Origin of the sequence: Desulfovibrio inopinatus DSM 10711 (assembly GCF_000429305.1) — a bacterium.
GTDB lineage: Bacteria > Desulfobacterota > Desulfovibrionia > Desulfovibrionales > Desulfovibrionaceae > Alteridesulfovibrio > Alteridesulfovibrio inopinatus.
Map to the genome: position 1 here is coordinate 159,429 of NZ_AUBP01000002.1, position 25,100 is coordinate 184,528.

Sequence of the window (25,100 nt, forward strand, 5' to 3'; positions counted from 1 at the left end):
TATTGGAGGGCTCAAATGTCCGAAAAACTGAAAATTGGTTGGATCGGTCTTGGCAAAATGGGCGTCCCCATGTCCAAGAATCTGCTTAAGGCAGGATATGAGGTGTTGGTCTACAACCGCACCAAATCCAAGGCTAAGGAAGTTGTCGATGAAGGAGCTACATTTGTAGACACTTTGGCCGAACTGGGGGCCCAGTGCGATGTCGTCGTTTCCATGATTTCTGACGATACGGCACTCAAGCTGATTTCCATCAATGATGGCGGTGTGCTCCATACCATGAAACCGGGTACAGTTTATATCGATATGAGCACGGTTTCCCCGACCGCCTCGGCAGAAGTGGATGGCATGGCAAAGGAAAAACAGGTGTCCTATCTGCGTGCGCCAGTCTCGGGAAGCACCGTTTTGGCTCAAGCCGGTAATTTAACCATCTTCGCTTCCGGCCCTCAAGACGCCTACGACCGGGTACTTCCCTTGTTTGAAGTTATGGGCGCCAAACAGTTTCATGTGGGAACCGGCGAGGAAGCCCGGTTCTTGAAGTTAACCCTGAACATGATGGTCGGGATTACTTCGGCCATGGTGGGTGAAGCCTTGGCGTTTGGTGAAGCCGGGGGCATGGATTGGGAACAGATGCTTGATATTGTCGCCAATTCTGTCGTGGCCTCACCGCTCGTAGGCTACAAAGTCAACGCTCTGAAGGAACGCAATTTCGCTCCGGCCTTTACGGCATCGCAAATGGCCAAAGACTTCGACATCGCGTTGGATGCCGCCAAGCAGACCAACGCTCCTATGCCTATCACCGCTATGGTGCGCCAATTCTGGGGCATCATGAAAGCCCAAGACATGGGTGAGCTGGATTTCTTCGCCTATGTCAGCCTGCTCGAAAAAATGAGCGGCATGAGCAAATAAACTTCATTATTATCCAGCAGGATAGGCCTCAAGTGCATGTATTAAGCATGCCATGAAGGTCGCAAGGGGGACGCGAGATCCACGCGTCTCGTGTCTCCCTTGTACCCTGCGACCACAAGGAGAAGGCGAATGAATTACGGATTGCTTGTCTCTGTGATTTTGTACGAGGCATTGGTCATACTTGGAGTCGGATATTGGATTCATAAAAAACGAGCTCAGGCTGCTCAGTCTGAAGCAAGTGGCTCCTTTTTGCTCTCCAATCGCGACCTGCCTGTGGCCGTAGTGGGCGTGACAATGGCTCTTACCGTGTTGGGCACAGTTCACATCCTGGGATTGTTTGAAAATGCGTGGCACATGGGTGCCATCAGCATGTGGTTCAGTTTTGGTCATGTGATTCTGCTGGTGGTGGCCTGTTTGGCCACCGGTCGCTGGGCTCGCAGATTGGGCGTTTCCACTATGCCGGAGCTTGTGGAGATGCTTTTTGGAAGTACGGCCCGACTGGTGGTTTCCTGTGTTATGGCTGCGGTTATTTGGGGGATTTTAACTCTGGAATGCCAGGGGTTGGGGATCATCATCGCCACTATGACCGGATGGTCTATTCAGAATGGAGCCATTTTAGGTGCTGTGCTGGGGTTATTGTATGTCGTGTTGGCCGGAATGAAAGAAATCGGCTGGGTAAACCTGATTAATACGGTGTTTATGTATTTAGGTCTTATTGTAGCCGGGTTCGCGCTGACGACCAGTTTGCCCCAGGGTTGGGAAGGCGTGACAAACTATTATATCAATCAAGACCAAGATTGGATGTTGAGCATTTGGGGAACACCGGATTTGATGCTGACGTTTGCCCTCGGTGCGACTCTTTCCATTGTGTTTTGTCAGGGCATAAGCCAGATGCTTTTACAAACCGCCATGTCGGCTAAGAGTGAAAAAACCGTCAAAAGAGCCGTATGGATTGCCGCTCCGGTAAATGGTTTGTTTGGTGTTTTCACGGTCGCTATGGGGTTGGCCGCCAAAAGTATCCCCGAGTTTCACGCTATGGGGCCCAAACTGGCCGCACCAACCATGATTCTGAACCTTTTTCCTTTCTGGCTCGTGGCATGGCTCCTCGCCTCATTTCTCGCCGCCGTACTCTCTACTTTCGCCATGACATCCATGACGCCGGCCACGATTTTTACAGTGGACATCTATAAGAACCTTTTCAACCCGGCAGCCACGGAAGCAGATGAACGCCGTGTTGCCCGCTGGGGTATCGTGATTCTGTCCATATTGGCTGTTGGTGTGGCCGCCTTTTTGCCACCCATTGTCGCTGCCATTAACTGGCTTTTTGCCTGGCTGGTGCCGGTCTTCTTCCTGGTAACATTCGGGTTGTTTTGGAAACGATCCAACGGTGCGGCGCTACTGACGATGTTCGCGGCCTGGATCGCCAATTGCGCCTGGTCGTTTACGGAACTTCCTCATCTCATCGGTCTGTCTGAATACCCTAATGTGTACATTACCGTGCTCGCCAGCCTGGTGGTTGGCGTTGGCTCACTCATGATCATGGACACTAAGCCCGGTCTGTTGACCAAAAGAGCTCGTACGGAACTGAAACGCGCCCAAGAAACTATTGTGACCGCGTAAGGAGATGCACCATGTTTATTTGGGAACTGTTTGGTAATTCACTCATGTTTATCGTGGCCTGCGTTGTTGTGGGTTGGGTTCTGACCATGATCATTGAGAAAGCATACGCAGATGTAGAAGAGTAAGGAGAGAGACAATGGAAGATGTAGTCGTTACGAAAATGTGGATGTACGGCATCGTTGGTTTGATGGTTGTTTATGGCATATTCGCTTTCATTGGTGTGTCTCGTAAGAAAGCACGGGAAAATAAATAGTTTTCAATAATAATCTCCTTCCCAAAAACAGCTTCCTCGCGTTCACCCCCATGGCGCGGGGAAGCACAGGGAAGGAAACAGACTGGAGAGGTTGAGAAATGACAATGACTCTACATTTTCATCATGTGGCCATTTCCGTCAAGGATATGAATAAAGCACTTCATTTCTATCGAGATTTGTTGGGTTTCGAAATACTTTGGGAGGCAAACCGTCGATCTGGTGCCCCATTAAGCAACGTCGTAGGGCTGAACAATGCCGAGACGCACATTGTCATGTTGAGAGGACACGGTGCTCAAGTGGAGCTGTTCCATTATATTCATCCTGAAGGACAACCTGCGTATATTGTTAACCAGTGTGATTTCGGATTGACGCATTTCGCTCTAAGCGTACAGGGGATTCATGAATTCCACGCGCAACTTGTGAAGCAAGGCGTAGAATTCAATTGCGATCCGCAAAATTTACGTCCTGGCGTCTGGGCTACATATATGAAGGATTTTGAAGGAAACACCATTGAGTTAGTGCAATATGATGACATACAGAACAATTGATCTCTTTGTCGATACGCCTTCCGGATTCCGGGGTATTGAGAAGAGTAAATTGAGAATTACGAGGAATCTGCCATTATGAGCCGTTCCCAGTAAGAGTCATTTTGCTGCCTTTTTTAATTATTGCATTGGGGATCTCTCCCCAAATCGTAACCATTAAAACTGTCAGCATGTTTTTGAATGCATCACGACTACCGCAGATTCCCCCTGGCCGTTATGGCGGTGATGCCCATGAGCAGTGCTACCGGGGTCATGATGAGGACAAGCGTGGTGATGGGGGGTGAGGGCAAGTGCATGAGTGTGCCCGCCACTTGGCTGCCCAGCCCTTGCATGGCGAGAAGGAGGCTTCCGTACAAGGCTGAAGCCATGCCGGAATTGGCGTGGAAGGATGTGAGAATCGATTTGAGTCCGGCCGGTTCCATGAATCCAAAACTGAACGCGAACAGGGCTACGGGAACGACGAGCATCAGCATGGTGTTCAAAGCAGAAACGACATGCAGCCCGGCGAAGGAGCATCCCCCCAGCAAGGCGATGATCCCGCCGATGACATACACTGTGGAAGCGGAACAGCGTTTGATGGCGTTGGAGGACAGGTATTGTCCTGCTGCGGCGGAAGCAACAAACAGAATGTTGACCACGCCCAGGTACACCGAGGAGAGCTGGAACGTGTCACTCACAATAAACGGCGCTGTCGTATAAAACGCACCGAGCGCCGTGGCGCTGATGATGAGAGGTCCTCCCACGGTGAGCATTTGCCGCGAAAACAGCATGGAACGATATCCCATGATGACGGAAATGATGCCGGATGCTTTGGTGCGTCGCTCTTGAGGGAGGCTTTCCTTGAGGTAAAGCCAGCAGAGTACGGTCGTGACCAGTGAAATCACGGCTAAAAACGAAAAGATCATTCGCCAGCTTCCATACTGCGCCAAAGCGCCTCCCAGAATCATCGAGAGGGCGGGGATGATACCGGTCAGGGCTCCCAATATCCCTAAAATGCGGTACATCACTTCTCCACTGCATTCATCGCTGACCATCGCCATGACCGGAACCTGAAGCATGCCGGCCCCCGCGCCTTGCAATCCACGTCCAATATAGAGTGTGGAAACGCCATCGGAGAGACCGCAACTGATGCTTCCGGCCAAAAAGAGGAGAGACCCCAACAACAAAAAAACACGGCGTCCTAGGGAATCGGACAGTGGTCCCACCAGCGGCATGAGCAGCGCGTAGACGATATAGTAAATGGTGAGGGTGGTCCCCATTTGGGTGGCGTTCAGCCCCAGATCAGATTCAATGATGGACAGGGCGGGGATGTATATACTGGTCCCCATCCAGGTGACGGAGCTGACGCCGATGAGCAGCAGCGCAAATTTTCGGATTGATAATCCGCTCCGGGTCACGCGGTTGGCCGTATTCTGTTCCTGCATTCGCGTTAGCCTCCCAGCATGGTCTTGTAGAGGCCTTGGATATAGTCTTTCAGCCTCTCGGCCAGCGGGTCCGCCAAATTGATATTATCAAAATTCACATTGCCTACCGGCGCACAATACACCACGTAATATTCTTGGACAGAGATAGCGCTGACACCACAAAACACCGCGTTGAGATTCATGAACACGGCATCAATGTCGGGCGGTAACGGTTGCCAGGCTGGAATATGGATAACGATGGAGTCTATTTCTTTGTTGCGTAAGGAGAATATCTTCTTCCGCAAGTCCGTTGACCACTGCGAGCCAAGCTCGTTCAGTCGGATGTGGGCGAGACTGTCATTGATAAACTCATGTACAATATACGTTGTGCTGCTTCCAACGGGCTCCGCGGTGTCGGCCGATAAGCTGGCGTTGCAGTTGACTTGCGCCAACAAGGGCGACATCACGTCGTGATGTGGTGCCGGCAGATAGAGCGTCGAGAGTTTGTTTTCTTTGGTCAATCGAAGGTAGGAGACATACGACTCACGTTCCTGTGAATCTATCGTCATATTGGAATATGTTACGGGGGGGCCCACCATTAAAAACAGCGCCAGAGGATGCGCGCCGATGCGGGCGACCAATTTTTGAGACAGCGTATGGGCCGTCACGGAACAGCCCCAGTATAAGTCCACGTCCAGCGGGTTTTTCTCGACGAACTCTTCCAGTTTTTGCGTCATGATGAAGGCGGCGCGTGTCCGACGGTAGGCCGTCCCGATCATCAGACCACCCACATACGCGCAGGCGTTTTCCTCAGGTGTTTTGTAAAACGCAATTTGACCTATAATGCCCCCGCCTTCGGTGGTCAGCACCAAAGAAACCATCTGACCGGATTCAAGGGCGTTCTGTAATTGCTTCTCATCATAGAATTCAGGGTCCGTATAGGTATACCGGTAGGTATCGTAGGCTAAGTCTATCAGCTCACTGGCGTCACCCGGTTCGGCCAATCGGATTGAAAAATCGCGGGTTTTGGCATGATGGGTTGCAGCACGTGGTGCGGCCATTTTGAACGTGGTCGTGGCGAGTGCTTTCTTTATGACCACAAGCCAGCCGTCCATGCCACGATTCACAAATTGGAGGTCATCAACAAGCTTGCGGGCCAGGTAAAACCACAGTCCGTCCACATCCGAGAGGGGCGCTTCGGAATCGTACTGAGGAATGCGGCTCGCGTGGATGGGGGGGCCGGTGTTTCGAATAGAGGCGATGACGACACCATCATCAAAAAGCTCAATATCGAGATGAATGGATTCGAGCATGTCTTCATCAGGATAGGCGTCGATGATGAAGCACAAGACTTCGTCCAAGGCCAAGGAAAACGAACGTATTTCTTCCGGGTCGCCTCCCCCTAGCTTCAGCAAGTTCGCCGAGCAATGCTGTACGGTGGGGATAAATCTGACATCATAAGGAATTTCCAAAGCCGCTTTGTACATTCGATTGTGGGCTGGTACGTCTTTCATGCGTATTCCTCTCATTTCCGGGGGAAAACTTCAATCGTTCAGTCAGAAGAGGGGAAGGGGGCGGTCGAGACTCTTTTCGTTGAGCAGCGAAAATTGGAGTCACACATGAAGAAAATACTGATCTGCGCTGATATGGGCAGGTTGCATGGTGCCGGTGGGAGGAAGGTGTCTGACCTCGCATCCCAGTTTATGGCCGGTGCGTGCATACACCGCGGCGCGAATTTTTGAAATGAGACGCAGGATATCTGCCGAGGTTGCACCGCCGGTATTGACGATGAAGTTGGCATGTTGTGGTGATATCACGGCTCCGCCACAGCGCTCGCCTTTGAGTCCGGTCTCTTCAATGGCTTTTCCCGGGGGGCCTACCGTTTCATAGAGGGTGGGCTCGCTTAGAAACACCGAGCCGCAATTGGGGAGTTTGCGCGGGAATTTTCGGTTTCGCTCCCGCAACGTGTTGAGCATTTCGCGGCGCAGTGTTGTCGTTTTGCCATGTGTATATTGGAACGTTGCGCCAACGAGGATTATGTCTTCGTGCTGCAGCCGGGACGAACGATAGCCGAATGCGCAGTCTTGGTGCGACAGGGTGCCAATGGTTCCGTCATGATGGACCACTGTTGCTTCAACTAATTGTTCGCCGATTCGTTTTCGATACATCCCGCCGTTCATAACAATAAGGCCTCCCAGTGAGCCGGGAATACCAATAGCGTGGGTGCAGCCCGCAAAGCCCGCGCTGGCCACGCGGCGGACATAGCCTGGAGTCCAGATGCCTGCGCCGACGCGGACAAATCCGTTCGTATCAATGGAAAACTCGGACAAACTTTCCCCGATGCGCATAATAATTCCACGAAAACCGGCATCATCGAATAAAATGTTAGAGCCACTCCCGATGACGACCATGGGGAGCGCGTTCTGATGAGCGTAGTGTTTGACCTGCGCGACCTCTTCCACAGATGCAGGAGAAACCAGGATGTCGGCCGGACCGCCTATTTTCCATGTGCAAAACCGCGCCAATGGCGCATCGACAAGAATGCTGGATGGGGCCAAAAATTTTTGTAGATCGGTGAGAATTGCGTCTTTGTCCATTACGGGCCTTTATCGTTGGTTGAGATGGCAGTCCAGTGCGATTTTTGTGATGAGTAGGGATGAGGATTGCTGGCTCTGGCCCCCAAGAGAACGGAAGCAGCACGTTTGAGTTTGCACCTGGAGAAGTTACGGCGAAAATGTCAGTATTCAGAAGATTCGACATGTGTAACGAAAACGGATGACTCCCTTCTTGGCCAAGGTTATCATTGCATTATGGCTCATCTGATTGCAATAATTTGGAAACAAAACCGAGGCTCTTTTCAAAGGGTTCATTTGAAACGGTAGCAAAGAGAGTGTTTCGTTATGGCGAGCGTAACCGAGAGTCAGCTCAATGATGTTGAGTCGTCCACGGAAGGGGCTCCTGACGATCTGGCCCCCGTAAGTACTATCACATCGCATAAAAAAGGCGGAATGGGCACATTGCCCTCAACCGCTATCTGCGGCAACGACATCACCTCGTCATGCCTTTATGTTTCCGCGCTGGCTATTCTTTATGCCGGTCGATGGGCTCCCGTGGCGCTCCTTATGGTCGCTGTGGTGTTGTATCTCTTTCGATCCATTTACGGGGAGGTTGTCGGCGCACTGCCTTTGAACGGTGGCGCATACAACGCTCTGCTCAACACCACAAGCAAGTTTCGGGCGTCCATAGCGGCCTGCCTGACCGTGCTTTCCTATATGGCGACCGCCGTCATTTCGGCCAGCGAAGCCGTGCACTATGTTCATGCTATTTACAGCAACATACCGATCATCGGTGCGACCATCGGCGTGCTGGCGTTTTTTTCGATCCTGACCATTATCGGGATATCCGAGTCTGCCGGGGTGGCCATCGTTATTTTTCTCTTTCATCTGACGAGTATGGCTCTTTTGCTTGGGGTTGGCGGTCTTTTTATTGTCCACAACGGTCTTGGTATCTTTTATCAGAATCTCGCCACCCCGAGTGAGGGCGGCTTTGCCGTAGCCTTGTTTTTTGGATTTTCCGCTTCGCTTCTTGGTATTTCCGGCTTTGAGAGTTCGGCGAACTATGTCGAAGAACAGGCCGAAGGCGTCTTTCCGAAGACGCTGAGAAATATGTGGACGGCTGTTTCGATCATCAATCCAAGCATGGCCCTCCTGGCGTTGTGTTTGGTTCCCATGCAGGATGTCACGACTCATCAGGAAGCGCTCCTCGCACATATGGGTACTATCTCTGGAGGGAATTGGCTGTCTTTACTTGTGTCAGTTGACGCTGCACTCGTGCTTTCGGGCGCGGTTTTGACCAGTTTTGTCGGCGTGAATGGTCTCGTTCGACGTATAACCCTTGATCGCTGTCTGCCGCAGTTTTTCCTCAAGGTAAATCGGCGGGGGACAACACACCGCATTGTCATCACCTTCTTTCTCTTGACCGTATCGGTCCTTTTGATCACGGAAGGCGAACTCAAGGCCCTGGCTGGGGTCTACACGATCTCGTTTTTGACCGTGATGGCATTGTTCGGCCTCGGCAATTTGTATCTCAAGACAAAACGCGCCAGCCTGCCAAGACCGGAGACCGCACCGCTCGCCTCGGTTATGATCGCGATTGCCGCTGTCATCACCGGCCTGATCGGCAACGCCATGCTGAATCCGTCTTATCTCGCCGTGTTCCTCGAATATTTTATTCCGGCACTGCTGGTTGTCGTTGTCATGCTCGGCCGCATCCGTATCTTACAAGCGTGCCTCTTCCTTGTGCGCTCCGTGCTCATGTTCTTGATCAAGCGTATGACCAGCACAACCCAACAGATGCGTGCTATCATTGACAAGATCAACTCCCAGGAGATGGTCTTCTTCACTCGTGGCGACAATCTTGCCAATTTGAATCGTGCCATGCTGTATGTTCAACAGAACGAGCATACGAACAAAATCAAGGTGGTCACTATTGTTCGTGCGAAGGACGAAGTTCCGCCACGGCTGGCGAACGATCTGGAATTCCTGAATGAGGCCTATCCAGAGATCGAAATCGAATTCGTTGTCATCGAAGGAAAGTTTGGACCGGAGCTCATTGATGAGCTGTCGCACAAGTGGAATGTACCCACAAATTTGATGTTTATCGGTTCTCCTGGAAATCACTTCATGTACGGTCTGGCTGACCTCAAGGGAGTTCGGCTGATTATATGATTTTTTATCATATCCTTTCCCAATCCGCCTATGAGGCCCTTCTGCAGAGAGGATACCTGATTGGCGATGGTCGTCGTTCTATGGCTGGATTTCATAACGCTTACGGCTGGATGGTTGCGCAAATGGAATGCCGGCTTCCGAAGCGGCCCCGAAAATCCGGGAAATATCCCGTCTGGGCCTGGGCAACACCACGGCCGGATCTCCGTTGCAGTGGCTATCTCGCCCCGGGTACTCCTGGAGTGCGTCTTACGATCGAGATCGACAGTTCCTTGGTTCTGCTCTCCGATTTCATGGCGTGGCATTACTGTCTCAACGGCTGGTACTTTGCACCTTCAGAAGCAGAGGACAACGCGTGGGAGATGCGTGCCGCTACGATATCGCCCAAACAGCAACAGCAAGAGAAGCAACGCAGTTGGGAAAAAATTTTTGATTTTGATTCCTGGCGCGATCCCGATTGGTGTGGGGAAATTGAGCTCATTCAGGCGACGTTTTGGGTTCTGGAAGCGTCTATGGTCAAAGAGGCGAGACCTTTTACGTCGCGTTAATGTTGAAATGAGAGAAGGGTGGGGGCAAATTCGTTTATCCTAATCAGAAAAAACAAATTGAGGCCGGTGAACAAAAAAATGTCCGGCCTCAATCCGTTCTGTTGACGAGTGTCAGTCAGGTGGCTCCTGCCAGAGTTCCTCTTATGAAAGCATGCGCGGACCGGAGGCAATAGCCTGTGTTGCATTGCTTTCGGCGGTCATCTCTTGGATGAGCGTTTTTAAAACCTGTGCTTGGTTCGCCAGCTCGCTGACGGCTTGTGCTGATTGCTGCATTGCATGCGAAGTCTCTGATGAAATTCGGTTGACGTCCTCAACGTTTCGATGAATCTCTTCGCTCGCTGAAGATTGTTCTTCGGAAGCTGTGGCAATGGATCGGACTTGGTCCGAGGTGGATTCAACCAAAGAAACGATTTCAAGTAATGCATCGCCGGATTGATTTGCTAAATCCGTTGCTTCTTCCGTTGTTTTTCCCGATCGCTCGACGTTTTCAATGTTCTTCTTGGTGCCGTCTTGTATCTTTTGGATAGCGTCACCGACATCCTTTGTCGCACTCATGGTTTTTTCCGCCAATTTACGGACTTCATCCGCGACGACAGCAAATCCACGTCCAGCTTCGCCAGCTCGAGCTGCTTCGATGGCTGCATTCAGAGCAAGAAGATTGGTTTGGTCGGCAATATCGGAAATGACATTCATGATGTGGCCAATGTCCTCGGCTTGCTGTCCAAGGAGCCCCATATCGCTTTTCATTTCCAGGGATTGACGTTGGACGTCAGCAATTCTCCCAACGGCCAGACGAACAACTTTTGCTCCTTCCTCAGCTTTTTGTGCGGCCTGATCCGCCGTGTTGGCGGCGTGTGAGGAGTTTTGTGCTACTTCAAAAACAGTGGCGTTCATTTCTTCCATAGAGGTCGCAGTTTCGCTGGCGCGGTGTGCCTGTTCTTCTGCTCCATGACTTGCTTGTTCTATCTGGGAGGACAATTCTTCTGAAGCCGATGTGATTATTTCCACCACATCTTCAAGCTGCGTAGCAGCGTGGAGCATTCCCTCTGCTTTCGCTTGTTCGGCACGCGCTTTGGCTTTTTCAGCCTCGGTCATTGCTTCTTTAGCTTTTGCAGTTTCTCGCCTTGCTTCTTCTCCTTTGGCTTCGGCTTCGGCAATTTTTCCTTTGAGATTTTCTACCATGGTTCTCAGGGCATCAGAAAGAACACCAATCTCATCCGCCTGGTTGACATCAAGATGTTGATTAAAGTCTCCATTTGCAACGTTACGGGCATAGGCCGCTGATTTTTGAATTGGACGGGAAATGGTTCCGGTAAAGAACCATATAAAGATTATGCCGATGAGGGTGATCGCGGAACCTACTCCAATTTGCCAGCTTATACTTTCATCAGCACGTTCGTTCAAGGTGGATTGAAGAGTGTTCGCTTTCGCTAAAACAATATCTGCGGGCACACGAAGCAACATACACCATGGCTTATCTGTACGACCGAGTTGAATAGGGGCATAAGCCACTATATTGCCTGATGTATCACTTATGCCTACCCACTGGACCCCGCGTTGTACTTTGTCTATCACTTCATGAAAGTTGGAAAACAATGTTGAGACGCTTTTCCCGATACTTTGAGGATTGTCACTGTTGGCAACAACGAGCCCTTCATAACTGAGAATAACGACGTCGCCTTTGCCTTCATAAAGGTTATTGTTTACCTCTGTGGCCAACTCCTGTAAAAAATCTAGTCTCAGGTCTGTCCCAGCAATACCTAAGAATTGACCGTTTTTTTTGATCGGTACAGAAAGTGTTGTCAGCCAATCCTGTTTGCCTTGCACGATATAAGGAAAGGGATCAAGGACACTTTCTTTTCCACTTTCCTTGGGGGCTAAGTACCAGCCACCCTTACGTACTCCATTGGCATACGTATCTTGATCTTCATACCCGACGAGAGGCTGGCGAGCTATTTTCCCTGATTTATCGCGGTTCCAGTAGGGAATAAAGCGCCCGGTTGCATCATATCCACCTGCGCTGTCTCCAGCAAACTCAGCATCTCGATTGTCCAACGCGTTCGGTTCCCAGGCAGAATACGCGCCGAGATATGTCGGATTATTTTCAAGTACACCAAGTAGGATTTCGTTGAAAATATCCCGGAGTTCGTTGGCATCAACAGACGTTTTGAGCTTTAATGTTTCAAAAACTTTGGCAATGACCCGTGCCGAATCAAGATTGTCCTGCAAAGCGCTTTGAACAACTCCAGCCTGACTTGATGCCAACGATTCGAGATTTTGAAAGGCATTTTCTTTTAAGATTTTGCTTACATTGTTCAAAACAAGTCTGTTCGTATTGGACGTTGATATAAGTCCATAAATAATGAGACAGAAAGCGGACACAATAAGACAGACCCCAGACATGAAGGCAAATTTCTGTTTAATAGAACGAATTTTGAACATAACGGGTGATATCCTTTTTATTAATTGTTTATTTATGAATAGATGTGGAACAATGGCAATTGCTTGGAGTAATATTGATAGGTGCTCGAATTGAGTGTTTGTTGTTTAATATAAAAAAGTGCTTGATGCAATGATCGAGCATCTCGTTTGTTCGGTTTTTTTGTATAATATTGAACGAAATGAGTTTCTAACTTGACTGGAATTCTGTACATTTTATGTACAAAAACATCAAAAAACACAAGGTATGAGCTTGTGTTGACTCGACATTGACCTTGGTCATCGTTTGGTTGAATAACAATTTAATTAGGTGGTTAATGTGATAATGCAGTGTGTATATTTCGCCTTGGAAATTGCGTGATAGCACAGACGCATGTTGGAAGCACGTTGATTGGGCTCTGTGGAATGTCTTCCACTTATTAGTTGTGATTGCAAAAAAAGAATCTCTTTGAAAGATGCGCTGGAAAGCGCCATGTGCCATATTTATAGTGAGTTTATAACGGTATCTGTGATGTGTTTCCCGTATGCATATGATAGGTATTTTATATTTAATACTTGTTTCGGACTGACGAATCCATAACCCCACGCTTGTTTCTCCAATCCTGGAGGAAATAACCTACACCTTGAAGAGTGCTTGTATGCTGTTCAACTGACTTGCGATGCTTTCGGGCGTATATTCAGATTCCTGCGGCGGCAGGACCGGATATTTGATGATTATTCAAAAGGTAAGAGGTATCCTCGTACTTCAGTCAGCTCTTGACTGCTGCCTTACATTGAATCATATAGAGATAATGAGTAGAATCTTTGTATGTATTATCCAGTATCGCTGGATTGTTCTGTTTCTTGAAAGTGATATTGTGATATGATTTATCTTGCATCTCTTGAAAGAAAGCACCAGGGCCTATGATTTCTTCTCAAAAAAACAAAATACTTATTGTAGAAGATGATGATATAGATGCACGTTTTTTTGAGCATGTCGTCACTTCTGCTGGATTTAAAGCAAAAATTGCTAGAACTTCTCAAGACGCACTGGACGCTTTTGATACTGAAACATTTGATCTTGTTTTGGCAGATTTTAAAATGCTCGACATAGATGGGATTCAATTATTAGAAATCATAAAAAGATATTATCCTGGCATCGAAGTCATAATAATTACGGCTCATGCTTCTGTAGAGACAGCTGTAGAGGCTATGCGGAAAGGTGCGTATTCATATTTTGTTAAAGGAACACCGACGAGTAAACTGCTTGTTGAGATTTCATCCGCAATCAAACAACGATCGTTTGAACATTCCGGAAAAAATTATACTCATGATATCGAGTCATGTAGGCTTGTTACTCGTGGTGCAACATTCAAAAATGTACTGCATAGAGCGGAACAACTAGCGGAAAATGGAGGAAACGTTCTGTTGGTAGGAGTTCCCGGTACGGGGAGGGCTGCGCTTGCCCGCAGGATGCATGCGTGGAGCAAACGTCATCAAAGTCCTTTATTTGAAATCGACTGTGCAGACTATGATGATCCGTTCGCTCAACTGACCGACGAGTTGAATAGTCACATCACCGTGGGAACATTGTTGATTCAAAATATCGATCAAATCCCACCTGATATTCTTCAAGAGCTGTTTATTGCAGTGGAAAAGCGTTTTCCCCCGACGGAGGGAGACAACCTTAATCGAATTGTCTACATCACTTCTACTCAGAGCACCCCATATGAATTGAAACAATGGGTGGGAAACTCCTTGTTCTACCGGTATTGCGCGCTCCAGTTGATGCTGCCGACTTTAGCCGAACGCAACGAGGACATTCCTGTTGTGGTGGAGGCAATGCGGCAGCAGCTCAACAGTGAATTGGAAACTCGTGTTGAAGCTCTTGATCATGATCTTCTCAAGCATCTCTCGCAAACTGCTTTCATCCGTGAGTTCGCTGGATTGGAAGAGCTTTTGAAAAGACTTCTCCAGTCTCAAACAGAGGGAGTGCTGAAAATGGCACTTTTTAACAGGATAGAAACCTCGGATGTTGTTTTTGGCTCCGGATCGCCAATTGCACAAGGTGAACCCTCATCACTGTTGGAAGCTCGCTCTATTGCGGAAAAAAAACATATCGAACTCGTCTTGGGACGCACACAAGGCAACAGGACACGCGCGGCCGCCGCGCTGGGAGTATCCTCCAGACAACTCTACACCCTGTTGAAAAAATACGGCATCGGCCAGGATTGAGTTTGTCGATGAGCCTTCTCGATATCCGCACTCTTTTGCTCCTTTCCGGCCTGCTGTGGGTTGTGAGCGGAGTCACCATATTGCTCTTGAGAAGGATGGTCGAAATTCGAAGTGCTACCAGCTGGTGGGGTGGCGCGTGCATCATTGCCGGGGTGGGGGTAATTCTTATCGGCCTGCAGGGCATCGCGCCTAAAATTATTGCTCTTCCCGTGGCAAACGGCCTCTTGTTTTCAGGAGGGCTGTTTCTCTGGTCAGGTTGTAGAGTCTTTATGAACAAACGCCCGCTGTGGGGCGTCAAGTGGTGTGTTTTTCTATTTCCCCTGGCTGCTCATATCTGGTTTGCCTACCTTGATGATAGGCTTGTCGTCCGCATTGTTATAAGCATGATCCCGCAAATAACCAGCCTTTTCCTGTGCGCCAGCGAATTCTGGTGGAGGAAACGCCGCGCGTATACTCTTGCCGGCTTGCTCTTCGGGGTGATGGGAACTTTTTATACCTGCTGGACCATCACTTCGGTCTTTATGATCTCCGCTGACACGTATCTTTCATCTGGAAATATGAGCAGGATCCTGTTGCTTGCGGGATCGAGTTTTCAGATTTTCTTCATTGGGTGTCTCACCATGCTCCTTGGCGACAGGCTCCACGAAGACCTTGCCAAAGCGAAAGAAGCTGCAGAAACGGCCAATCGCGCAAAAAGCGATTTTCTCGCGATCATGAGCCATGAAATACGTACCCCCATGAACGCCATCATGGGCACTGCGGAAATGCTCATGGAATCGCCTTCAGCACAGGCTCGTGACTTGAGGACCATTCATGCCGCCTCGGAATCGTTGTCGGCCTTGCTCAACGACATCCTTGATTATTCAAAAATCGAAGCAGGGGAGATGGAAATAGAAAAGGTTTCATTCGATTTGATCGAAGTGATGAAAAGATTAGAGGAGATATGCCGTCTCGCTGCGTCGACCAAAGGACTTGCGTTCTCTGTTACCGTAGCACCACAAACGACTCGCTGGCTTGTGGGTGATTCGTTCAGGCTTGGGCAAATTCTTCTGAATCTGACCAACAACGCTATGAAATTCACTCCAGGAGGAGAGGTCTGTGTTGTCTCCAGAAACGCGTCGGATTGTGAAGCCGCACTTGGAGAGACATGGCTCGAATTCGAGGTGCGCGATACAGGTATAGGTCTGAATCCCCAGGCACTGGATAGCCTTTTTAAGCCGTTTACTCAGGAAGACACATCTACGACGCGCACACATGGCGGCGCAGGTTTGGGACTTGCGATTTGTAAACGTCTCGTGACGCTCATGGGAGGGACTATAGACCTGGACAGTAAGCCTCATCAAGGTTGCACCTTTACAGTGACCCTTCCGTTTGCGCTGGCGACAGACCAGAATGTCGATTGGAATTCCGTTCACAATCCACCAAGACAATTTTACGGCGATCATGAAGGAAAGCGGTTACAGCTTGCCCGCACCGTCAAAATTTTACTGGTGGAAGATACTGCAATAAACAGGAGTATTTTGACAAGAATGGTGCAATCCCTTGGGGCGATCGTGGAGGCGGTCGAAAACGGTCACGAGGCACTTCGGAACGTGTCGAATGCACAGTATGATCTCATTCTCATGGACCTGCACATGCCGCAAATGAGCGGCATTGAAGTCGCCCTTTCTCTCCAGGAATCCCTGGGCAGCAATGCGCCCATAATCGTAGGACTTTCGGCAGATGTGACAGCGAAAAGCATACGCAAGGCTCGCGAAGCGGGTTTTGTTGACTATCTGGCTAAACCCGTGAGCAGAGAGGCGCTGTATGCCTGTTTGATCCGAATTTTTCCAGAATGCGCCCAGGAAAGTGCCAACAACATTGGACACTCGCCAGGCGCTATGACCTTATCGGGCTTTGATCTCCAGGCCGCTTTGAACGACTGTTGCGGTGACGTCGAGTTTTACAAAATCCAACTCAACGCGTTTCGAGACCGGGTAGAGCATTTCCCCGACGAACTTGATTTGGTGCTGGCCGCAAACGACACAGAAAAAGCGGCGCAAATGCTCCATTCCCTGAAAGGGACCGCTGCGCTTTTGAAGGCCATAGATTTTGTGGCTCTCCTTGAGGATTTTGAAACCGCATTACAATTCCATTCCCCCCAAGAATTGCGAAGCAAAATTCCGACTCTCAAAGGCCGTTGCCGCAAACTGCGCACGATTACCTCTCGCATTCTGTAGTTTTCTTCCACGTCCCCTCCCACAAGCGTTTCGAACCGGAAGTTTTGTTCAGAAATATAGAAGGCGTAACAGTCTGATATGATTTATTTTTCATGTTGACTGTTCGTCTTTTGATGTTATTCTCCTGTAGAGCTACTTGGTAAGTATGCATAACGGTGTCATTTTAAGACAGTACTCTGATCATCAATAATAAATCAAAAGAATATAATTGTTATGTATGGTATTGTTCATATTTATACGTATGTTATTGATGCAATAACAGATTGTTGTTTTCTAGTACACATATTTATTGAAGTTGAAATGTTTCAACAAACACATGATGTTGATTTCATGAATTATGAAATCAATAAGATACAGTATCAATAATTTATACTCACATGGAAGGACGACATGGCTACTTATAGCACGACGGAATACGTAGCGCTTAACGGGTCATCTGATAACGGAACCACTCTGAGCTGGACTGGGACGAAGACTGTGGAGATGAATGATGGTATAATTGACGTTGATGGAGATATGTTACTCGATAGTTCTGTGGACTATTGGTTCTTGAGCAATTATACTTATTGTGGATATTATATAACAGACGGGTCAGGGAATAACTGGGGAATCTTTACTCAGGGCGCCTCCTATTATATTCCTTACGATCGCAATGAGTTGAGCCCTGTCGACGCGGGTGCCATAACACTCGGAGACGAAACCCCCGGCTCTACCGACTTGAAGTCCTCCGAGCTGGAGACGGTCGTTATCTGCTTTCTCAAAGGGACTCTCATTGACACGAAAAATGGACCGACACCCGTCGAATCACTCGCGATTGGTGACGAACTGGAAAGTTGCTTCGATGAAGGTACGACCAAAACGATCAAGTTTATACACCGATTGGCAGTAGATAAGCGCACAGGAATTGCCAACGTCACCCGCATCAATCCCAATCCGATACTCCTGAGAGCAGGGAGTCTCGGTGAAAATACGCCGAATAAAGACCTTTTTGTTTCACCTGACCACGCCTTCCTCATACATAACGAGATACTGGTTGAAGCGAACGCCATGGTGAATGGCAAGACTATCCTCTCCTCTGACACCGGGGAGCCGATTGACTATTACTATCATATAGAATTGGAAGATCATGCACTTGTCAGCGCTCACAATACATTGTCCGAAAGCTACATCGACAATGTTTCGCGCGCCATGTTTGATACTTATGAAGAATACAAAAAACTGTATCCTGACCAGCCTATTATGAATGAACTCGACTACCCCAGAGCAAAATCATGGCGCCAGATACCGCGTCATATTAAACAACAATTGGAAGAACGAAAAAATGCCTTGTGCCCCGAGGTGGTCAAGAACGTCGCATAATGATATATGAGGGAGCATACCGCACTCTCTTCTCAATTGTATCTGATGATTCCACCAGTCCAAGCTATCGCCACGAGTAGCCAAGTTCCCTGGGGTCGTGTACTGTTTCCCTCGTCGTGTAAGAGTAACTTTGAGGGGATTGGTGGCCATGTTTTTCTCCGGATTGTCGCGTTGCGGGCTGGTGGCATTGCTTGCGCTTTGTGTTTTTTCTTGTCCTGCGGCTGGCGGTGAAGCTGCAGGGGGCGTTGTGGCGCGTTCCTTCATTCTATCCATTGGCGTCTGCGTTCCATACTTCGCACCACCAGCGCCAGCATGTTGCTCCCATGGACCCGATGAGTTGATTCCCGTTCTCTCCAGGGCCCTGGGCACCGCGCCTGAGGATCTCCGGCGTTTGACGAATCAGCAGGCGCACTACGATGCTGTCATCAACGATTTGGTGTGGCTGGCGGAGTCGAGCCGCCCTGATGACATCGTGATCATCTACTATTTCGGGCATGGTCTGCTGTTGCCGAATGACGATGGAAGTGAGCGTGATGGGCAGGACGAGGTACTTTCCTTGTGGAGCGCACAGGAGCCGTTTTGCGTTTTGGAAGCCGTGCTCACAAAAAAATGGCTCTTGGATGACGAGCTGGGGCGTCTGCTCGACGCGATACCGGCAACGCGTAAACTGCTCATTGCTGATACTTGTCATGGGGGCGCGGCACAACGCCTGGCGATTTCAGATGAGCAAATCATGGCTTATGATGCCAAAACCGCCGCTCTGATGGCCGCAGCCCAACCCAACCAGAACGCCTTCCTCTCACCCCAGACATGTGTTGGATTGTTTACTCACGCGCTGACTGAGGCAATCCGTAATGGTGCCCCGAATATGGAAGCGGCATTCACGAGCGCTCGACGTACCGTGATGCGCGAGCGCCCAAAGCAGCCGAATGCGTTGAAAGTGGCCAGGCGTAACGGGCAGACGCCGACCCTGACCGATCCGGAGGGATTGAGCCGAATGATTCTCCTTGCACCTCCTGGTACACCTGAGGGTGCGACCAAGAGCGCGCAAAAGAACTGATCGTTGTCTTACCAGTGGAGAGGATCGGGTGGGCCGAAAAACGTTCGTTTCACTGCGTGGCAGGGAAGGTCGCAGCTTGGAAATCGCCAATCTCGGAGCAGGGTGTGAACCTGCGTATTTTGGACCGGTGGCTTGTTGGAGCCGCATAGTGCCCATCCTTCAGGCGAGCTATAGAAAATCATAACCGCATATGTCTGAAGAATTTTTAACGCAAAGAGGACGGGGCCGGGGATGTCTGCATCAGTATCAACATCGGCTATCTGGCGACTGAATCCATCCCAGTCCACCGTTTTCTTTGTGTCGGCAACGAATGTTTGTTCCACCCAGTTGAGGACGATGCCGCACGATGACGCAAAGACCGCTCCTCCGGCATGAAGGCATTGTGTGTACAGATCGAGCGTATCCCTGTCGTTGATATCCTCCACACCCAAGATTCGTACGAGCATTTCGTTCGCGAGCGATGTTGACTGGTGGGTGCGCGTTTTGCGCCATACCCAAGTCCCCATGCCGGCAAGCGCCACTCCGGTTCCGGCCAGTGCGATGAATTTTCGTCGATCCATGTCTGTATCTTCACACTCCGTTGTTGCCATAGTGGGCGCAATCAGCAGTATATCAGGAGAGTTCGTCCCGAATGGCACAGTCTGCCAGGTACTCGGCACCGCGCAAGGCTAAAGCCTGAATCGTCAATGACGGCGAAAGCCCACAACCTTGTGTGCAGAGGATGGAACCATCGAGTACAAAAAGATTCGGCACATCGTGGCTTTGGCCAAACGCGTTGACGACCGAGGATGTCGGGTCGTTCCCCATGCGGACTGTCCCGCACAGGTGTGATCCCGAAGCATCATCCAGTGAACTCATTGTGCCGGCGATGTGTTCAACTCCTGTTGCCTCGACCAGCGTCATACATGCGTCCAGCAGTTGCTTCAGTACGATCACGTCATCCGGTTGAAGTGTCACATCGAGGAGAGCCTTGGGCACGCCGTATTGGTCCGTTTCTGTCGCAAGACGGACTTGGTTGGTTGTTCGGGGAAGACATTCGGCCGTGGCAAACACCATAGCTTGGGAACCGAAACGTGTTTCCACGAACCGCCGATGTCTCTGTCCAATGCCAGGGGCAAGGCGCAGGGCAAACGTTCCGGGCGTTCGCGCGAAGTCCGGAGCACCGAAGGTACTTACTGTGCAGCCACGTCCCGGCACCATGCTTGTTGAGGGGGAGAGGAAATCGAAGACCTTCCCGTCAATAGGAACGCCTTTATGAGTGTCGAGTTTTTCAGGGAAATAGAAACATACTCCGGCGTGGATGTTCTCCATGAGGTTGCAGCCGACAAGTCCTGAGCTATTGGCGAGGCCGTACGTATGTCCGGGACAGGCTGATTGCAGGAGAAGCCGCGGAGTCTCCACCGCGCCAGCAGCAAGCACCACTGCCTTGCCGCGAAGCACCGACTGCTTTCCGGTGTGTTCATCCACGACATGGACTTCACGGACGCGCCCGTTGCGTCCCAACGCAATCCGAAGTGCCACCAGCCCAGAACGCAGCTCCAACTTTTCAGAGTGAAGCGCCTGAGGAAGCACGGCAACGTCAACACTCGACTTGTCCCCAATCAGACAGCCCTGGACACAGGCTTTGCAGCCGACGCACGGCAAACGTCCGCGATAGGGGCGGCTGAGGATTGCCAGCGTGTTCGGGCTCAAGGTCCAACCGAGTCTACGGCATCCCTTGGCTATACGCAGACTGGACGGACTCAAGCGGTGCGCAGGGTTTGGATAGGGGCCTTGTCGAGGAAACGCCGGATGGGGTTCACCAGCTACACCTAATATATCTTCCACCCGGGCGTAGTAGGGTGCGAGGTCGTCGTACGTGAGAGGCCAGTCCACTGCCTGGCCGAACAGGGTGTGCATACGAAATGTATGCGGAGGAAAGCGGTGTGCTTCAGCCTGGTAACGTAAAGTTGATCCGCCTACACCGCAGGCCCGAGCATAGTGTAGACGTCGCGACGAAGCGGTCTCGAACAACGTGGTGCGGAGTTCCTCAATCCCAGGAGGGTAGGCTTTGTTTTCAGAAACAACGGTGTCAGGAATGTGTGGCGTGAAGGGGTCGAGGAATTCGCCTCCGGGGCGTCCGAATGGATAGTCGTGACCGGGTGAAAAGCGCGGGCCTCGCTCAAGGAGAAGAGTTTGCAGGCCTCGCGCAGAGAGTTCCCACGCGGCGATGAGCCCTCCCGCACCGGCCCCGATAACGATAACGTCGAATTCACGACGAGACAACGTCTCTTCCTCCAATGATATCATAAGGTTGGATTTTTCCTTGCTCGACAGAGGACCTCTCTGTTCGGTGTCTGATATTCCCTTTTATTTTTCAATCATACTGGACTCGTCTATGAGCGACAACAGAGAAGCCGTTGAGGCGGGAAGGAATTGACGCAATAATGGAGTCAAGATATAGAATTGTTATCTCTATCCCGTATTGGCCTCAACAACGCCTTCTTGAGAATGGGGCGCCTTCGGGGCCGCAACCTGCACAGGAGTTTTTATGAAAGCCTTTGTTCTTTCTCTCGCCATGTTTATGGCTGCAACTCCGGCGTTTGCCGGTCTTCTTCTGGGCGCGGAAGATTTTTCCAAGGGTGCAATGTGTTGCGTTGAAAAAACGTGTGTAATCACCAAGAGTGAAGCCGATTGTACCAAGATTGGCGGTAATGTGGTCAAGGATTGCAAAGAGTGTGCTGCCGACGAAAAGAAATAGCTTTGAGCACTGCTCGGACAATACGGCGACGCATAGGCCTGTGGGCATGCGTCGCCGTCGTTTTCAGGTCTGCTTTGTCGTATTGTCGTGGGCTCTTTCGTCTTTGAGGGAGAGCGATAATGATGCGTTTTCGTAAAAAAACATGGTCTCCGAAGAAAGCCGGAGACCATGTTCAAGATCAGGAAATTGTCTTCCTGCAATGTCCGAAAATCCTCGATCCGATCAAGTCAATTGCTTTTGATCCAGGCTGTCCAAGATATTTTTTAACTCTAAAGACATTTGTGCCAAGTCCTGGACTGCGTCAGATGACTGTCGCATTCCATCAGCATTTTCAGACACAATTCGGTTGATATCTTCAATCGCTCTATTGATTTGTTCCGACGTTGCGGATTGTTGTTCCGCAGCGGTTGCAATACTGCTGATCAGCACGGAACTCTCCGTTGCGAGTGATACAATATGGTCTAGGGCTTCACCCGATCCATTGGCCAATTCCGTCGCTTGGGTAATGCTTATCACGGCACTTTCAACGCTTTTGAGATTCTCATTGGCAACGGATTGAATCGCACGAATATTGTTCCCAACCTCATTCGTCGCGGTCATCGTTTTTTCTGCCAGCTTACGGACCTCATCGGCGACCACGGCAAATCCACGGCCAGCGTCTCCAGCTCGAGCCGCTTCGATGGCCGCATTGAGCGCCAACAGGTTGGTCTGGTCGGCGATGTCGGAAATAACGACCATGATGCCGCCAATCGATTCCGTTTGCTGGCCGAGCCGTTGCATGTTGTCTTGGAGCTGCTTGGCAACCGTGTTGACATTACGAATAGCGTCTACGACTTTGTTTACCAAATCAGCACCTTCGTCGGCTTTTTCTTTTGCATTATTCGACTGTTCCGATGCCATGGACGCATTGCGGGCCACTTCGAGCACTGTGGCGTTCATTTCTTCCATAGCCGTGGCAGTTTCCCCGACGCGATCTTGCTGGAGTTCTGCTCCCTGACTGATTTGATCCACTTTGGACGAAAGTTCTTCGGCTGCCGCAGCCACTCGATCTGCGACATCATTGGCTTGCTCGGCGACATTGATCATCGTTTTTTGGGCGGTCTTGATTTCTGTCTGATCAATAATGGATTCCATGGCACCAACGATATCACCGGAGCGAGTCTTCAACGGGGTAGAACTGTAGCTTATTTCATATGTTGTCGTGCCCACATGCGAAACGGCGCTTGAGTTTACGACTTTTTGCGTATGCATACAGCGATCGGATGCGCAGTTCTCGGTATTACAGTCTGTCGTATTGAATAAATCCGAACATGTCGCGTCCATGCCGGAATTGACGCCAGCAATCTTTTGGGCTGTTTCGTTAAGATATTTGACTTTGTGGTTCGAAGATAATGTCATGACTCCAATTGGAAGATGATCGACAAAGTTGGAAAACACTTCAACCAACGTGTTGGCTCCCTCCACCAATCGAGCAAATTCGCCCGTATACTTACTGGGATCGCCAAACGCCTTCAATTCACCATGCTCTACTTTCGAGACGATGTGCTCGACTTCTCCGGTCGCATTGGAGACGGAAAGTTTGATATCTTGTAACGCGTCGCAAATTTTACCCACTTGATCGCGTTGACGTACAGAGATTGTTTTTTGGAAATCACCAGCGGCCACGGCACGAGCAAAGGTCGTGGCTTGAACAAGTGGGCGAGTGATAATGCGCGAGATGATAATTGCGAAGAAAAGTCCTATAATGACGCCAGAAATCGATAATATACCAACCAATTTTTGCGAGTATTCGCTCTGAGCCTGAACCATAGGGCCCAGGGTATCTTGGTCTTTTTTGATTGAAAGTTTCACGTCATCAATGTGTTTAGCAATAATCGGTCCCCATGTATCTAGTTTTTCAGTTACAATAGCGTTTCTCTGGATAACCGCCTCGACGACTTCGTCGAATGCCTTAGAGTATTGATCCGTGAGCTCGCCAGCTTCTTTCAGTGTGTTGCCCTGGTCAATGTTTCGCAACTCACGATGGAGTATCGTAAAGTTTTCTTTATACTCTGAGAAATTATTATGCACTTTTTTGACGATCTTAGGATCGTTGTAAAAAAGAAAAAGTGCACTATTTAAACGAGCCTGTAATACGTTACGTATTAAATGAGCAGCATGATAAGCAGTAATAGCATTTCCGTCATTTTTGGATGACTCCATGATATTGATCAACAACGAAACAATCTTTGCGCCATTGGCCACAAATATTTTTTCTAGTTCAAGGCGTTTATTTTGCAGCGTAACGGCATTGTTGAAATTTTTATTATATTGCTCGAGAAGCGTGTTGACTTCTTGTAGCAAGGGAGTTCGTTCACTATCGTGAATTTCATGAAGAGCTTCGGACATAAAGTTTTTTGTTTTCTCCATGTGCCCTTTGAATTCATCCAAGTATTCTTGGGTGGAAGTTATAAGGTAATTTTTGACGTTTAAACGTGCCATAAGCAAGTTCGCTTGGACTTGTCCCATCAGATTCGTTTCTCGGGCCAGAACTCGATATTGAGTAAATGATTGAACATTTTGGGCCATCGAATAGTAGGACACACCTCCAGAAACCATGAGCAACAGGAGGACGATTCCAAATCCAATCGACAACTTTAATCCGATAGGCATGTCCTTCATTGTCTGCTCCTTATGGTTTGACGTATTTATGTTTTGCTGTTTGATGCAGTTATGTGGTTAGCTATTTTTTTAGAATTTTGTATCAGCTCATACAATTTGATATAAATTGTATTCAGAGTTGAGAATGATACTGCAGTAGATCTCTCCCTTTTGTTTTTTTTGCGCAACAAAGTTTTCAAAAAAAACAAAAGTTTCAAAATGTTTACATGTAAATGTAAACTCATCTCGCCTGGAGATGAATAAAATGAATAACTCTTTTTTTTAATAAAAGGCAAATATTTTATAAACAATGTTTATCGTAATGGCGCTCGGATGGACTCTAGCTCATCGATACATAAGATTGAGATGAACGTTGGATCGTGAAGAAGCAACATGCTGTATAATTTTGTATCGAAGTAAATGTTTACAA

General features: G+C 49.3%; 17 protein-coding genes. 10 read left to right on the plus strand and 7 right to left on the minus strand.

The features are described from left to right. Positions 1-15 precede the first annotated feature (15 nt). The 3 genes from G451_RS0103075 (at position 16) to G451_RS0103095 (ending at position 3,327) form a co-directional block, all read left to right on the plus strand. On the plus strand, positions 16-906 hold the full coding sequence (locus G451_RS0103075) for an NAD(P)-dependent oxidoreductase (protein ID WP_051261074.1): 891 nt from the start codon (positions 16-18) through the stop codon (positions 904-906). A gap of 129 nt (positions 907-1,035) precedes the next feature. Continuing rightward, positions 1,036-2,526, plus strand: a complete 1,491-nt coding sequence (locus tag G451_RS27240; RefSeq protein WP_051261075.1) for a sodium:solute symporter family protein — start codon at positions 1,036-1,038, stop codon at positions 2,524-2,526. Positions 2,527-2,877: 351 nt separating this feature from the next. Next, the gene (locus G451_RS0103095) at positions 2,878-3,327 is read left to right on the plus strand and encodes a VOC family protein (protein WP_027183116.1); all 450 of its coding nucleotides are present in this window, start codon (positions 2,878-2,880) and stop codon (positions 3,325-3,327) included. A gap of 188 nt (positions 3,328-3,515) precedes the next feature. On the opposite strand, the gene G451_RS0103100 is transcribed toward G451_RS0103095, so the two are convergent. From G451_RS0103100 to murB, 3 genes are all read right to left on the minus strand, one after another. Beyond that, positions 3,516-4,748, minus strand: coding sequence for an MFS transporter (locus G451_RS0103100; protein WP_027183117.1), 1,233 nt, complete (start codon positions 4,746-4,748; stop codon positions 3,516-3,518). Positions 4,749-4,753: 5 nt separating this feature from the next. Further along, a complete protein-coding gene (locus G451_RS0103105; protein ID WP_027183118.1) occupies positions 4,754-6,241 on the minus strand; it encodes a GNAT family N-acetyltransferase in 1,488 nt (495 codons plus the stop codon). Between the two features lie 99 nt (positions 6,242-6,340). Next, positions 6,341-7,324: a UDP-N-acetylmuramate dehydrogenase gene (murB, locus tag G451_RS0103110; protein WP_034640518.1), complete on the minus strand. Its 984-nt coding sequence runs from the start codon at positions 7,322-7,324 to the stop codon at positions 6,341-6,343. A 303-nt stretch (positions 7,325-7,627) separates the two neighbouring features. Here murB and G451_RS0103115 point away from each other — a divergent pair, with 303 nt between their 5' ends. Beyond that, positions 7,628-9,454 carry an APC family permease gene (locus G451_RS0103115; RefSeq protein WP_211236325.1) on the plus strand — a complete coding sequence of 609 codons (1,827 nt, stop codon included), beginning with the start codon at positions 7,628-7,630 and terminating at the stop codon, positions 9,452-9,454. Then, positions 9,451-9,999 carry a DUF3841 domain-containing protein gene (locus tag G451_RS27245; RefSeq protein WP_051261076.1) on the plus strand — a complete coding sequence of 183 codons (549 nt, stop codon included), beginning with the start codon at positions 9,451-9,453 and terminating at the stop codon, positions 9,997-9,999. The genes G451_RS0103115 and G451_RS27245 overlap by 4 nt, the downstream gene beginning before the upstream one ends. 141 nt (positions 10,000-10,140) lie before the next feature. Here G451_RS27245 and G451_RS27250 read toward each other — a convergent pair whose 3' ends face one another. Further along, positions 10,141-12,441 (minus strand): methyl-accepting chemotaxis protein, encoded by a 2,301-nt coding sequence (locus G451_RS27250; protein WP_051261077.1) that lies wholly within the window; start codon positions 12,439-12,441, stop codon positions 10,141-10,143. 900 nt (positions 12,442-13,341) lie between these two features. On the opposite strand from G451_RS27250, the gene G451_RS0103130 reads away from it, so the two are divergent. The 4 genes from G451_RS0103130 to G451_RS0103150 all read left to right on the plus strand — a co-directional run bounded on the left by G451_RS0103130 (position 13,342) and on the right by G451_RS0103150 (position 19,290). Then, positions 13,342-14,652 carry a sigma-54-dependent transcriptional regulator gene (locus tag G451_RS0103130; protein WP_027183121.1) on the plus strand — a complete coding sequence of 437 codons (1,311 nt, stop codon included), beginning with the start codon at positions 13,342-13,344 and terminating at the stop codon, positions 14,650-14,652. Between the two features lie 8 nt (positions 14,653-14,660). After that, positions 14,661-16,871, plus strand: a complete 2,211-nt coding sequence (locus G451_RS32190) for an ATP-binding protein (RefSeq protein WP_051261078.1) — start codon at positions 14,661-14,663, stop codon at positions 16,869-16,871. Positions 16,872-17,261: 390 nt separating this feature from the next. Beyond that, positions 17,262-18,230, plus strand: a complete 969-nt coding sequence (locus G451_RS27260) for a Hint domain-containing protein (RefSeq protein WP_084448335.1) — start codon at positions 17,262-17,264, stop codon at positions 18,228-18,230. Between the two features lie 148 nt (positions 18,231-18,378). Continuing rightward, positions 18,379-19,290 carry a caspase family protein gene (locus tag G451_RS0103150; RefSeq protein ID WP_027183122.1) on the plus strand — a complete coding sequence of 304 codons (912 nt, stop codon included), beginning with the start codon at positions 18,379-18,381 and terminating at the stop codon, positions 19,288-19,290. An 8-nt stretch (positions 19,291-19,298) separates the two neighbouring features. On the opposite strand, the gene G451_RS0103155 is transcribed toward G451_RS0103150, so the two are convergent. Together G451_RS0103155 and G451_RS0103160 are read right to left on the minus strand one after the other, a co-directional pair. Further along, positions 19,299-19,850, minus strand: coding sequence for a twin-arginine translocation signal domain-containing protein (locus G451_RS0103155; protein ID WP_034640521.1), 552 nt, complete (start codon positions 19,848-19,850; stop codon positions 19,299-19,301). 52 nt (positions 19,851-19,902) lie between these two features. Further along, positions 19,903-21,579 carry a GMC family oxidoreductase gene (locus tag G451_RS0103160; RefSeq protein WP_027183124.1) on the minus strand — a complete coding sequence of 559 codons (1,677 nt, stop codon included), beginning with the start codon at positions 21,577-21,579 and terminating at the stop codon, positions 19,903-19,905. A 241-nt stretch (positions 21,580-21,820) separates the two neighbouring features. Here G451_RS0103160 and G451_RS0103165 point away from each other — a divergent pair, with 241 nt between their 5' ends. Continuing rightward, positions 21,821-22,030, plus strand: a complete 210-nt coding sequence (locus G451_RS0103165) for a hypothetical protein (RefSeq protein WP_027183125.1) — start codon at positions 21,821-21,823, stop codon at positions 22,028-22,030. 222 nt (positions 22,031-22,252) lie between these two features. On the opposite strand, the gene G451_RS0103170 is transcribed toward G451_RS0103165, so the two are convergent. After that, positions 22,253-24,691, minus strand: a complete 2,439-nt coding sequence (locus tag G451_RS0103170; protein WP_027183126.1) for a methyl-accepting chemotaxis protein — start codon at positions 24,689-24,691, stop codon at positions 22,253-22,255. Positions 24,692-25,100: the final 409 nt, after the last annotated feature.